Source organism: Streptococcus sp. 9903 (assembly GCF_013276625.1).
Classification (GTDB): Bacteria; Bacillota; Bacilli; order Lactobacillales; family Streptococcaceae; genus Streptococcus.
In genome coordinates, this window is record NZ_VMLI01000023.1 from 39,457 (window position 1) to 53,574 (window position 14,118).

Genomic DNA, 14,118 nt, shown 5'->3' on the forward strand with positions numbered 1-14,118 from the left:
TTTTCATTGAGTATAAATAGATGGAAAAGAAAATCTTGTACAAGTTCCTGACAATTTCTTTCTTTTCGTGTATAATAGTGGAAAAGAGGTAAAACGAGGTATGGTTATGGAAGCAGTTCTTTACTCAACATTCCGAAATCATTTAAAAGACTACATGAAGAAGGTCAATGATGAATTTGAGCCTTTAACGGTGGTTAATAAAAATCCAGATGAGGACATTGTAGTTCTTTCAAAGAGCGAATGGGATAGTATTCAAGAAACTCTTAGAATCGCTCAAAATAAGGAATTATCTGACAAGGTCTTGCGAGGAATGGCTCAAGTCCGTGCTGGAAGCACTCAGGTCCATATTATTGAGGAGTGAGGAATGCTACTCAAGTTTACAGAAGATGCCTGGGCAGATTATTGCTACTGGCAAACTCAGGATAAGAAAACACTAAAAAGAATCAATAAACTAATCAAGGATATTCAACGTGATCCATTTACAGGAATAGGAAAACCAGAACCACTCAAGTATGACTACCAAGGAGCCTGGTCACGTCGTATTGACGCAGAAAATCGCTTGATTTATATGATGGATGGGGATAGCGTGGCTTTCTTGTCTTTCAAAGATCATTACTAAGTCTACTGAAAGGTGGGCTTTTTATTTTTTAAATTTTTATGAGTAAGTTTAAGATAAAGTTTTTTAGAAAATGACAGAATCCTTAATACAAAAGACAAAAACTCAGTAAAAAAATTAGTATATGAACTTCGATCTTTACCCTTGAATCCGCTTTATAACTCTTAATTTGTGGTATAATGAAGAGAATTGTTAATAATAAAAACAGGGGAAGTAAATGTCTAATTTCAAAGAAAAACTACCACTATTCCAAGTAAATGACATCCAAATTTCTAATGATGTCAATACGGTTTGGTCTATCGCTAACACCCTTAGAGGAGCTTATCGAGCAGATAAGTATCGCGATGTCATCATTCCAATGTTTGTCCTGACTCGTTTAGAAGCTGCCTTGCTGCCAACCAAGGATCAGGTGGTAGCACAATACAAAGCAAATCCCAATACACCTGAGAAAGTGTTGGAGAAACTCTCAGGCTATCGTTACTACAATGTTAGTCCTTTTACGTTGGAAAATCTTCAAAACGATCCAAATGCAATCGAGGAGAATTTTCTAGCCTATCTGGATGGCTATTCCTATCGTGTCAAGGACATCATTGAAAACCTAAAATTTAAAGAGCAAGTCCGTACCCTAGCCCAGAGTGGTCGCCTTTTCACGGTTATTAAAAAGTTCTCTCAAATTGATTTGTCTCCAAGTTCAGTTGACTCTATGCGTATGGGCTACATGTTTGAGGATATCATCCGCCGATTTTCTGAAAATGAGGAAGCGGGGTCTCACTATACCCCTCGTGAGGTTATTGCTCTGATGGTCAATCTCCTCTTGATCGAGGCAGACGAAGAACTTTTTGTTGATAAAAAAGAGTTGAAAATACTAGATATGGCGGCTGGAACTGGGGGGATGCTGGCTACAGCTAAAAGCTATATCCGTCAGTTGAATACAGGAGCCACTGTCCGACTCTTTGGTCAGGAAGTTTTGCCTGAAACCTTTGGGATTGGTCGTGCAGATATGCTAATTCGTCAGGAAGACTCTGACTATTTTGTGAAGGTGGATACCTTAAAAGATCCAGATCCTTTTCCAGATACTAAAATGAGCTTTGTCATCGCTAACCCTCCCTTCGGTCAAGCTTGGGGTGGTAAGGATGCGGATGATGGGGTTGAGGATGCAGTTAAGAAAGATCATCAACTCTTTGACAAAACAGAAGGTCGTCAAGGTCGTTTTGTCGCGACTCCAGGAACTGGAGATGCTCAACTACTCTTCCATCTTCATGCTCTTGCAAAATTAGAAGAAAATGGCCGTGCAGCCATCATTTCAAATGGGTCTCCCCTCTTTTCAGGTGGGACATCATCGGGAGAAAGTCAGATTCGCCGTTATATCCTTGAGAATGATTTGCTAGAAGCTATAGTCGCCCTTCCAGGTCAATTTTTCTATAACACAGGAATTGGGATTTATATCTGGATTTATAATAAAAACAAGTCTCTTGAGCGCCAGAACAAGGTTCAGTTTATTGATGCGGCGGAGGAGTTTGTTCCTCTACGTAAATCTCTAGGTCAAAAACGCCGTGAGTTGTCCCAAGATAACATCCGTCAGATCCTTCGCTGGTACGATGATTTTCAAGAAAATGACCATGTAAAAATCTTTGACAATCAAGAGTTTCTCTATCGAGAGTTTACAGTTATGCAACCTCTGCAACGTCGTGGCCAGATAAGCGAAGAAACAATTGAGAAAGCGAAAAGTGTTCCTTTTCTAGCTAAACTATTTGATGAATACAAGTACCAAGAATTGCTAGAGATGGAACCACGTTCAGCCAAGGATGAGAAAAAATTACAGGACTTTGTAACTGGCAAGACCAAGCAAGAAGCTATCCTGACAGCTCTTGCTAAGGGAAGCTCTGACAAGACCTATCCTGACTTTGAGAACTTTGCCCAAGTCATCAAGGCCTTGCTGGGAGAGTTTAAGCTTACGCCTGCCAATGTCAATGCGCTAGCCTTAGCTATGAGTGAAATGGACAAGACAGCAGAGGTTATCCGAACCAAGAAGAAAGACAAGGCAAATGAGATTGCCGATGGGATTGTCTATGATAAGACAACCAAGGACAGTGAAATCGTTAAGCTGACAGAGGATGTGGAAACCTATTTTGCGCGTGAGGTCTATCCCCATGTACCTGACGCCCACTACTGGTTTGATGAGGAAAAAGGCTATGGAGCAGAGATTCCTTTTACCCGCTATTTCTATCACTACCAAGCACCAGAAAGTGCCGACAAGCTCTTGGCAGAGTTTTATGAACTGGAAGCAGAACTACAGACTCTCTTGGAGGAACTAAAATATGACTAGGATGAAAGAGAGTGGCATCGACTGGATCGGACAGATACCAGAGGAGTGGTATCTAGGAAAAGTAAAGTTTTTTTCAAAAATTTCTGCTGGGGCAACTCCTGATAGAAATAATATATTTTTTTGGAACGGAGATATAAATTGGATGTCTTCAGGTGAAGTGAATCAGGAAGTTGTAACTCATACTGCTGAAACTATCACAACTTTAGCATTGAAGAGAACCTCCACAAAATTGCTACCAATAGGAACTGTGATGCTTGCTTTAAATGGTCAAGGTAAAACCAAAGGAACCGCAGCTGTTTTAGCAATTGAAACAGCATCAAATCAATCCTTAGCATCCTTTATAGTTGATAATGCAAAGGTGAATAACATATATCTATATTATTTTTTAAAAGCGAACTATTCTAATATTAGAGGTTTAAAAGGTGAAGATAGAGATGGTTTAAATTTGCAATTAGTTTCAAATATTATTATTCCACTATTGGATATCAAAGAACAACAAAAAATTGCTGATTTTCTTGATAAGAAAACTGCCCAATTAGATAAGGTTAAATCCCTATTGGAAGAGCAAATTCAAAAACTTAAAGACTACCGCGCTAGCTTGATTTATGAAACAGTCACAAAAGGATTGGATAAAACAGTCCCCATGAAAGATTCAGGTATCGACTGGGTTGGACAAGTTCCTGAAGGGTGGGGAGTAGGAAAAGTTAAGTATTTTTCACAAATTTCTGCTGGAGCAACTCCTGATAGAAATAATTCGCTTTTTTGGAATGGAAATATCAACTGGATGTCATCAGGTGAGGTTAATCAGGGTATTGTAAAGTATACCTCTGAAACTATTACAGACTTAGCATTAAAAAGAACATCAACAAAATTACTTCCCAATGGGACTGTCATGCTTGCATTAAATGGTCAGGGAAAGACGAAAGGAACAGCAGCTGTTTTAGCAATTGAATCGGCTTCTAATCAATCTCTTGCATCATTTATAGTTGATAACAAAACATTGAATAATATGTATTTATATTATTTTTTTGTAGCAAACTACTATAACATTAGAGGCTTGAAAGGCGAGGATAGAGATGGTTTGAATTTGCAGTTAGTTTCAAATATAGTTATTCCTCTATTTGAAATCGAGAAACAACAAAAAATTGTTGATTTTCTTGATAAGAAAACAGTTCAAATAGATAAACTTATTCAAATTAAGAACGAGCAAATTAAAAATATTAATAAACAACGACAAACTCTTATTTATGATTATGTAACAGGGAAGAGGAGGGTATATTAAATGGTTGCATATGGCGATGATAACCGAAAAAAGGTCAAATTTCTCTATTTTCAAACTCGTGTTGAGTATAGACAAAATAATAATATTGTTCATGAGATGTATGACTTAACTACGTGGTGTTCAGATGCGATGTCTAGTTTATCTATTTCAGATAAAAATTATGAATTTGGTGGAGACACAATTCGTTTGCAAAACATGCATGTGAATCATGATGGGCTATTGGAATTACGTTTTACGAGATTAAGTGAAATCCAAACATCATATGTAGCTCGTAAGACTTCAGATATAGAATCGGATTTTGAATTAGAAGAAAATGAATATCCTGCTCAGGATACAATGATACTATTCGATCCTGCAAACTGTGTTGCTATGGTACAAAAAAATATTCAAGGTCTGTCTATTCGTGGAATTATTGAATATATAAATTATTTCTGGAATTTAGAAAAAATAGATAAACAGAAAATAGATTTTTTACCAATAGTATCTAAAGAAATATTTCAGAGAGTACGAAGATGCAATGGGGTTAAAAAACTAACAATAAAAACAGCGAACACGTTTGACAAGAAGAATAATGTTGCAAGAAAGGTTTCTGATAGTTTTAATGGCGTTTTAGAAAAAATTATAAGCGATGCTTCCCCATTAAAAGGGCTAAATGTTGAGGTTTCTTTTGTTGCCGCGCCTAGAAATAAAGAGGAAATATTAGATGTTGAAGAAGTTGATAAGATTATGCAGCAAATCGAAGAAAATCCTCATTCATTTTCAAAGGCTCATTTGTCTATATTGAATGAGTACAATAAAATTGAACCTTTGAACTTATTAAATGCGCTTATTTGTGACAGTTATGAATTTACTTTACCACCCAAACAAAGATTAAATCCTGATAGTGTTCTTTTTGAAATGAGGAGATTATATCTGGGTGATGAAAATACAACTGCTCGTAAACATGAAATAAATAGGACAATACCATGAGAAATTCTCTTCTAAATATTACTTATCCTTGGTTTCTGGGATTATTTGTTTTATTTTTAAGTATATGTTTGTCTATAGGGCCTGACATGTTAGGGTACGAAAATATTTTAGAATCACTTATTCAGTTTTCTGGACTAATCATTGGATTTTATACATCTATGTACGGAATTGTTTTAGTTGCAGGAAATATACTGCTTACTAAATTTGAAGAGAATAGAGTTGAAAAAGTATTCAAGAATAATCTAATTCAATCCTTGGTGTCAGCTTTTGCGATATATATATTTTCTGTTATTATGCAAGAATTACGATATCATAACAATGTATTGTTTTTATTAGGTGAAAATCAGATAAAAGTTAATTATGTTGGATTTTATATTTGGATATTTAGTGCGGGTGTGTTTTTAGGTATGTCATATCGTTCTATAAGACTACTTTTAAAAATGCTATTCTATAAATCTGAGGATGAAGTAAGATTGAAATCAAACACGGATACAGAAACAGAAGAAGAAAAAATAGAAAGATACTCCCGTATTAACGGAGGTAAATTTTAAACTATTGAAATTTGTCTTGTATAGATAGTGAAATGAATTTTTTGCAAATTAGTAAGTAATAGAAATAGAGAAAAAGAAAGTGAGAAGCTATGGCAAATTTGGGCTTGAAGGAGCGCTATGATTTCCAGCAGTGGATTATCAAAGACTTGAAAGAAAAAAATGACTATATTCAGCGGGACGCTACTTTCTACGATCCTAGATTAGCCATGGATGTGGAACTCCTGTGGGATTTTCTGATGGAGACCCAAGAGGAGACCATGGACTATCTTCTTAAAAAGCTTAGCAAGGAGACAATCGTCAATCTGATTAATAAAGAAATCGTCAAGGGTGGCTTTTTATTCGCCTTAAAAGAGGGTGTCTTTATTGAAAATAAACAACTTCGTCTTCTCTACCGTAAACCTGCGACTAGTTTTAATGAAAAGGCTGTTCAACAATACCAATCCAACTGTCTATCTGTTATGGAAGAAGTGGTTTATGAGGAGAGCGACCGCATTGACCTTGTTATCTTTATCAATGGATTAGCACTATTTGCTATAGAGCTTAAGTTTAATACCAGTGGTCAGTCTGTTCAGGATGCCATCAAGCAGCTCAAGGGGCGCAATCCTAAGAATCGTCTTTTCCGTTTTGAACAGGGAGTCTTGGCTTCCTTTGCAGTGGATACCCTAGAAGTCTATATGACGACGCAATTGAAAGGACAAGAAACCTATTTTCTACCTTTTAATGTGGGGAAAGGGGAAGGTATTGAGATGGGAAGTGGCAACCCTCACAACCCTGATGGTGTCAATACAGACTACTTGTGGCTTGATGTCTTGACCAAGGATAGTATTCTCCAGTTACTAGAGAGTTTTATCTTTTTTGAGATGGATAAGCATAAAAAGAAGACCCTGATTTTCCCGAGATACCATCAGCGAAGAGCAGTTAGCCGTCTCCTAGAGGACATGAAAGTCAACCATACTGACAGTAATTATCTGATTCAGCACTCAGCTGGTTCAGGTAAAACCAATACCATAGCATGGTTGGCTCACAGCTTAGTTTCTCTTCATGATGATCAGAATCAAAACATCGTAGATACTGTATTAATCGTAACAGACCGTATCGTAGTTGACCGTCAATTGCAAGAAGCAGTCAAGGAAATCTCCCACAAGCCTGGAGTGGTCAAGGTAATGGGCGACAAAGAAACCTCCAGTGACTTAGCGGATGCGATTGCAGGAAATACAAAAATCATAGCTACGACGATTCATAAGTTTGCCCAAATCAACCAATCCAACTGGATGTCTGTAGGGAACACTGCGAAAAAGAAATTTGCCATCCTGATTGATGAAGCCCACAGTTCAACGACAGGATCCTATATGAGTTCGGTTAGTCAAGTCTTGACAGAAACAGATACAGAAGATGGAACTATCGATGAGATTCAAGAAGTAAGTGTTGCGGATGCTATCGAGCAGGAGATTGCTCGGACAGGTAAGCAGGACAATGTCTCAATCATTGCCTTCACTGCAACTCCCAAGGCGACAACTCTACAGCTATTTGGGACAACACAAGCAGATGGTTCTAAAGCTCCTTTTGATGTTTATAGTATGAAGCAAGCTATTGAGGAAGGTTTTATTCTAGATGTTTTAGATAACTATACGACTTATAAGACCTATTACAAGCTCAATAAAGCAGTTGAAGAAGATCCTGAGCTAAAAACGACTCTTGCTAAGCGTAAGATTGCAAAGTTTGTAGAATTATCTGATGAAAATATCAATCAAAAGGTTGAAATTATCATGGATCACTTTATCAGTCATGATATTATGGCTGAATTGGGTGGTCAAGGTAAGGCTATGATTGTGACTTCGGGTCGTGAGGCAGCAGTTAAGTATCAATTGGCCTTTCAAAAGTACTTCAAAGACCACAGTATCACTAGTATTGGAACCCTGATTGCCTTTTCTGGCAAGGTTGATTATCAAGGTAGTGAATATACTGAGTCGCAAATGAATCAGGTCAAGGAAGATTATTTGAAAGATCATTTTGATACGGAAGACTACCAAATCCTGATTGTGGCAAATAAGTATCAGACAGGGTTTGACCAACCAAAACTGGTTGCTATGTATGTGGATAAAAAGTTGCGAAGTGTTGCTGCGGTGCAAACATTGTCTCGTTTGAATCGTATCTATAGAGGCTACAACAAGAAGACCTTTATCCTTGATTTTAAAAATACTTATGACGATATTCGCTCAGCTTTTTCTCCCTACTACCGTGAGACTATTTTAGCAGATACAGTCACACCTAGCGATGTCTTGACCTTGGATCGGAAAATTGATGAGTATGGTATTTTGGACAGTGATGTTGTTCATGAGTTTAATCAATTCTTATACCAAGAAAAGAGAAACAGCAGAGAAAAACAAAAGATGGTTTCTCTGTTAAATCAAGGTTATGATAGAGTTAGACGGTTTGATGAGAAAGAACAACTTTCTATTCGAAAGGTTATTCGAGGTTTTCTTAGAATGTATACTTTCTTGATTCAGGCAACTGCTTATCAAAATGAAGTTCTGCACGAACGTTATAATTATCTGCAAAGCCTTGTCAAGATGATTGATGTTCGCATTGGAGGAAATGATTTTACAATAGCAGATAAGATCGTAGTGGACTATATGAAACATAAGCAAACAGGTTCTTTCAGGTCAGTTTCTGAATTGGAATATCATCCAGAGTTAATACTTACCAAGCCAAGTACTGGAGGTGTTACGACTGACCAGGAGAAGCGTTTATCTGAAATCTTAGATGAAATTAACGAACAGTTGGATTTGGATATTGATCACCAAGTCGGTCTAAGTGGAGCGGTATCCATTCGTGAATTGATGAAAAAGAATCCGAGACTAAAGCAATCTGCTCGTGTCAACTCCAGAGAAGACTTCGTTTTTGCTTTTGAAGAAGAGATTGACAATGCTCTCATAGAAGGATACTCTCAGAGTCAAGATTTATTTGGTGCTCTATTAAATAATGATTCTTTCAAGAAGAGATTAGCAGATATATTTATTGATGATGTGTTCAAAAGTTTGAAGGGATCCGAAGAAGTGTAATCCTAAAATTCAGACTAATTTCCCCAAAACATATTCTATTTTAGGTTTGTGAAAATCACTTTTTTATGGTAGAATGTAAAAGAATGTATGTCATTCGGAATAACAATAAAATGAGGTAAAAACATGGAAATCATGTCGCTTGCGATTGCTGTTTTTGCCGTCATCATTGGTTTAGTCATTGGATATGTCAGCATCTCAGCTAAGATGAAATCATCTCAGGAAGCTGCGGAGTTGATGCTTTTAAATGCTGAACAAGAAGCAACTAATTTACGTGGACAAGCTGAGCGTGAAGCGGATTTACTTGTTAATGAAGCTAAGCGTGAAAGCAAGTCTCTTAAAAAAGAAGCACTATTGGAGGCCAAAGAAGAAGCCAGAAAATACCGTGAAGAAGTGGACGCTGAATTCAAATCAGAACGTCAAGAACTCAAACAAATCGAAAGTCGTTTGACAGAGAGAGCTACTAGCCTTGACCGTAAGGACGACAATTTGACGAGTAAAGAACAAACACTTGAACAAAAAGAACAAAGTATTTCTGATAGAGCGAAAAACCTTGATGCGCGTGAAGAGCAATTAGAGGAAGTCGAAAGACAAAAAGAAGCAGAACTAGAGCGTATTGGTGCCCTGTCTCAGGCAGAAGCACGAGATATTATCTTGGCTCAGACAGAGGAGAACTTGACCAAGGAGATTGCCAGCCGTATTCGTGAAGCTGAGCAAGAGGTCAAGGAACGTTCTGACAAAATGGCCAAGGACATCCTGGTTCAAGCTATGCAACGTATTGCTGGTGAATATGTAGCGGAGTCAACAAACTCAACAGTTCATCTACCAGACGATACTATGAAGGGACGCATTATTGGTCGTGAAGGTCGTAACATTCGTACCTTTGAAAGTTTGACAGGGGTCGATGTGATTATCGACGATACACCAGAAGTGGTGACCTTGTCAGGATTTGACCCGATTCGTCGTGAGATTGCCCGTATGACTATGGAAATGTTGCTCAAAGATGGTCGTATCCACCCAGCTCGTATCGAAGAGTTGGTTGAGAGAAACCGTCAAGAGATCGACAATAAAATCCGTGAATACGGTGAGGCCGCTGCCTATGAGATTGGTGCGCCAAACCTTCATCCAGACTTGATGAAGATTATGGGTCGTTTGCAATTCCGCACTTCTTATGGACAAAATGTTTTGCGTCATTCGATTGAGGTTGCTAAGTTGGCTGGTATTATGGCCAGTGAGCTTGGTGAAAATGCGGCTCTTGCCCGTCGTGCTGGCTTCCTTCACGATATCGGGAAAGCCATTGACCGTGAGGTTGAAGGTAGCCACGTTGAAATCGGTATGGAATTGGCTCGTAAGTATAAGGAACACCCAGTTGTGGTCAATACGATTGCTAGCCACCATGGCGATGTTGAAGCTGAGAGCGTGATTGCAGTGATCGTCGCTGCAGCAGATGCCTTGAGCGCAGCCCGTCCAGGTGCTCGTAGTGAGTCTCTTGAAAGCTACATCAAACGTCTTCATGATTTGGAAGAAATTGCTAACGGCTTTGAAGGAGTACAAACTAGCTTTGCCCTTCAAGCAGGACGTGAAATTCGTATCATGGTAAATCCAGGACAAATCAAGGACGACAAAGTCACAATCTTGGCTCACAAAGTTCGTGAGAAAATTGAAAACAATCTCGATTACCCAGGAAATATCAAGGTAACCGTGATTCGCGAGCTTCGTGCAGTAGATTATGCTAAATAAATAAGAAAGAGCAGTTGAAAAATTACTGCTTTTTTGTTACACTAGATAGAAAGACTGTAGAAGGATAGTTTGTGTAAAATGCTACTATCTGAAGGAAAATTTTATTTTATTTTTACAGACTGACTAAAAGGAGACACAATGGCAGACCGAGGCTTACTAATCGTTTTTTCTGGTCCTTCAGGGGTTGGAAAAGGAACGGTTAGAAGAGAGATTTTTGAGAGTTCTGAAAACCAATTTCAATACTCTGTATCGATGACGACACGCGCACAACGTCCTGGAGAAGTGGACGGTGTTGACTATTTCTTCCGTACTCGTGAAGAGTTTGAAGAGCTGATTCGTCAAGGACAGATGTTGGAATACGCAGAATATGTCGGCAACTATTATGGAACTCCTCTGACCTATGTCAATGAAACCTTGGACAAGGGAATCGATGTTTTCCTTGAAATTGAAGTTCAGGGCGCTCTTCAGGTCAAGAAAAAGGTTCCAGATGCTGTCTTTATCTTCCTGACACCACCAGATTTGGATGAATTGCAAGATCGTTTGGTAGGACGTGGAACAGACAGTGCAGAAGTGATTGCCCAACGAATCGAAAAAGCCAAGGAAGAAATTGCGCTTATGCGTGAGTATGATTATGCGATTGTCAACGATCAGGTGCCCCTAGCTGCTGAGCGTGTCAAACGTGTGATCGAAGCAGAGCACTTCCGTGTGGATCGTGTCATTGGTCACTATCAGGAGATGTTACCAAAATCTCCAACTACCCGATAAAATTTAGAAAATAGGTACAAGCAAATGATGTTAAAACCCTCTATTGATACCTTGCTCGACAAGGTTCCATCAAAATATTCACTCGTAATCTTGGAAGCAAAACGTGCCCACGAATTGGAAGCAGGTGCGCCAGCAACTCAAGGTTTTAAGTCTGAAAAATCAACTCTTCGCGCTTTAGAAGAAATCGAATCAGGAAACGTTACAATTCACCCAGATCCAGAAGGAAAACGTGAAGCTGTGCGTCGCCGTGTCGAAGAAGAAAAACGCCGCAAAGAAGAAGAAGAAAAGAAAATCAAAGAGCAAATTGCTAAAGAAAAAGAAGATGGTGAAAAAATTTAAGGTTGGGGGGACTCAATCTTATTTTTTCTATTGCAAGAATGTACTGACAAGGAGGAGGTGAGAAGATGGCTATAGCCAAGATTATTGTAGATGTGCCCTTGATGCAGACGGACCAGCCCTATAGTTACAGGATTCCTGAGGAATTTGAGGGAATGCTAGAAGTTGGGATGCGGGTTCACGTGCCCTTCGGTAAGGGAAATCGCCTGATTCAAGGGATTGTTCTTGGTTTGGATTCTCAATCAGATGAGGAAGAGATGGAGCAAGATTTAAAAGATATTGCTGAGGTGCTGGATTTTTCTCCTGTTCTCACGCAAGAACAACTCTGGCTAGCTGAAGAGCTCCGCAAGTCCGTCTTTTCCTATAAAATCTCTATCCTCAAGGCTATGTTACCGGGATTTCTAAACTCCAGCTATGACAAGATTCTCTATCCTCTGGCAGGTCTGGGTCAGGAAGACCGAGAGCGCTTGTTTGGTTCAGAAGATTCGCTTGCCTTTTCTTCTCTGGATTTAGCTAAGCAAGCTGAAATGATGCGTTTGACTAGAAAAGGCCTGCTTGGTCTAGAATATCAGGCGATTGATCAAAAGAAGGTCAAGACCCAGTCTTGGTATGAGGTAGACCTTGCTCAATTAGAAAGTGTAGAGATTTCTACACGCGCCAAGAAAAAGTTAGAATTGAGAGATTATTTGCTTTCTCATCCTGAGAGTGCTTCCTTGTCTAGTTTGCTAGAGTTCTATTCGCGGGAGCAAGTCAACTTCTTTGTAGAACAAGGTGCTGTTACCATAGTCCAAAAGGAAGTTCAACGCTCGGCTGCTTATTTTGAAGGGATTGAGGCAAGTCGGCCTTTGGAATTGAATCCAGAGCAAAGACAGGCGCGTGATGCGGTTGTCAGTGCGATTGGCAGTCATCAGCCTCCCTTCCTCCTTCAAGGGATTACAGGAAGTGGGAAGACCGAGGTTTATTTGCAGATTATCCAAGGGGCCTTGGACAAGGGCAAGACAGCTATTTTGCTGGTACCTGAAATTTCCTTGACTCCACAAATGACGGAGCGCTTTATTGCTCGATTTGGGGACAAGGTGGCCATTCTTCATTCTGGCCTGTCCAATGGTGAAAAGTATGATGAATGGCGCAAAGTGGAACGTGGAGATGCTCAAGTTGTTGTGGGTGCCAGATCGGCCATCTTTGCTCCGCTGAAAAATCTAGGTGTTATGATTATCGATGAGGAGCATGAAGCGACTTATAAGCAGGACAGCAATCCCCGTTATCATGCTAGAGAGGTAGCTATTTTACGGGCTCAGTATAATCAAGCAGCTTTGGTGCTTGGTTCAGCAACTCCTAGTCTGGAAAGCCGTGCTCGGGCTGGCAAAGGCGTCTATCAACATTTACGTCTAACCCAACGGGCCAATCCTTTGGCTACAATCCCTGAGGTTCAAGTGATTGATTTTCGGGACTATATCGGACAAAATGAGACGTCAAATTTTACGCCTCCTTTGTTAGAAGCTATTCAGGACCGTCTGGATAAAAAAGAGCAGGTGGTTCTCATGCTCAATCGTCGTGGTTATTCTAGCTTTGTCATGTGTCGGGAGTGTGGGACCGTGGATACTTGTCCCAACTGTGATATTTCCTTGACCTTGCACATGGATACCAAGACCATGAACTGCCATTATTGTGGCTTCTCGAAGGACATTCCTCAGGCCTGCCCTAACTGTAAGAGCCGAAGTATTCGTTACTATGGGACGGGGACTCAGAAGGCTTATGATGAGCTAGCAGAGCTCTTTCCCCAGGCACGTATTCTGCGTATGGATGTGGATACGACGCGTAAGAAAGGCAGTCATCAAGCTCTACTTGACCAGTTTGGACGAGGGGAAGCAGATATTTTACTAGGTACTCAGATGATTGCCAAGGGATTGGATTTTCCGAATGTAACCCTAGTCGGAGTGCTCAATGCGGATACGGCCTTAAATCTGCCTGATTTCCGTTCTTCTGAAAGAACCTTCCAGCTCTTGACTCAGGTGGCAGGCCGAGCAGGTCGTGCTGAAAAAGCTGGTCAGGTCCTGATACAGTCCTACAATCCTCAGCACTACGCTATTCGATTTGCCAAGGATCAGGATTACGAGGGCTTTTATACCTATGAAATGGGTATCAGACGACAACTTGGTTATCCGCCTTACTATTTTACCATTGGCATTACCCTTTCTCACAAGAAAGAAGAAGAGGTGGTCAAACGTGCCTATGAAGTCATGAACATTTTGCGGTCAGGTTTGTCAGAAACCAGTCACATTCTTGGTCCAACGCCCAAGCCCATCGCTCGTACTCACAACCTCTACCATTACCAGATTTTAATTAAATACCGTTTAGAAGATGAGCTGGGGCCGACTCTCAACCAGGTCTTGGCCTTGACTCAAGAACGGGAAAATAGTGAGCTCCGTCTCAGCATTGACCATGAGCCACAGCAATTTTTATAAGAAGGAGAA

At 39.8% G+C, this 14,118-nt stretch carries 11 protein-coding genes; all 11 read left to right on the forward strand.

Translation table 11 applies throughout. The features are described from left to right. Positions 1-106: 106 nt before the first annotated feature. The 11 genes from HT696_RS08675 to HT696_RS08725 all read left to right on the forward strand — a co-directional run bounded on the left by HT696_RS08675 (position 107) and on the right by HT696_RS08725 (position 14,109). A complete protein-coding gene (locus tag HT696_RS08675) occupies positions 107-361 on the forward strand; it encodes a type II toxin-antitoxin system Phd/YefM family antitoxin (RefSeq protein ID WP_173254102.1) in 255 nt (84 codons plus the stop codon). A gap of 3 nt (positions 362-364) precedes the next feature. Further along, a complete protein-coding gene (locus tag HT696_RS08680; protein ID WP_000924730.1) occupies positions 365-619 on the forward strand; it encodes a Txe/YoeB family addiction module toxin in 255 nt (84 codons plus the stop codon). A gap of 214 nt (positions 620-833) precedes the next feature. Beyond that, entirely contained in the window at positions 834-2,942 is a 2,109-nt protein-coding gene (locus tag HT696_RS08685) for a class I SAM-dependent DNA methyltransferase (RefSeq protein ID WP_173282466.1), read from the forward strand. Beyond that, positions 2,935-4,224, forward strand: a complete 1,290-nt coding sequence (locus HT696_RS08690) for a restriction endonuclease subunit S (RefSeq protein WP_173282467.1) — start codon at positions 2,935-2,937, stop codon at positions 4,222-4,224. The genes HT696_RS08685 and HT696_RS08690 overlap by 8 nt, the downstream gene beginning before the upstream one ends. Further along, on the forward strand, positions 4,225-5,193 hold the full coding sequence (locus HT696_RS08695) for a DUF6731 family protein (protein ID WP_173282468.1): 969 nt from the start codon (positions 4,225-4,227) through the stop codon (positions 5,191-5,193). Then, positions 5,190-5,744, forward strand: a complete 555-nt coding sequence (locus HT696_RS08700) for a hypothetical protein (protein ID WP_173282469.1) — start codon at positions 5,190-5,192, stop codon at positions 5,742-5,744. Before HT696_RS08695 ends, HT696_RS08700 begins: the two co-directional genes overlap by 4 nt. A gap of 89 nt (positions 5,745-5,833) precedes the next feature. Continuing rightward, positions 5,834-8,806, forward strand: a complete 2,973-nt coding sequence (locus HT696_RS08705; protein ID WP_173282470.1) for a DEAD/DEAH box helicase family protein — start codon at positions 5,834-5,836, stop codon at positions 8,804-8,806. Positions 8,807-8,929: 123 nt separating this feature from the next. After that, a complete protein-coding gene (locus HT696_RS08710) occupies positions 8,930-10,543 on the forward strand; it encodes a ribonuclease Y (protein ID WP_173249593.1) in 1,614 nt (537 codons plus the stop codon). Positions 10,544-10,681: 138 nt separating this feature from the next. Beyond that, a complete protein-coding gene (gene gmk, locus HT696_RS08715) occupies positions 10,682-11,308 on the forward strand; it encodes a guanylate kinase (RefSeq protein ID WP_000775041.1) in 627 nt (208 codons plus the stop codon). Between the two features lie 24 nt (positions 11,309-11,332). Beyond that, positions 11,333-11,647, forward strand: a complete 315-nt coding sequence (gene rpoZ / locus HT696_RS08720) for a DNA-directed RNA polymerase subunit omega (RefSeq protein ID WP_173282471.1) — start codon at positions 11,333-11,335, stop codon at positions 11,645-11,647. Positions 11,648-11,712: 65 nt separating this feature from the next. Then, positions 11,713-14,109 (forward strand): primosomal protein N', encoded by a 2,397-nt coding sequence (locus HT696_RS08725; RefSeq protein ID WP_173282472.1) that lies wholly within the window; start codon positions 11,713-11,715, stop codon positions 14,107-14,109. Positions 14,110-14,118: the final 9 nt, after the last annotated feature.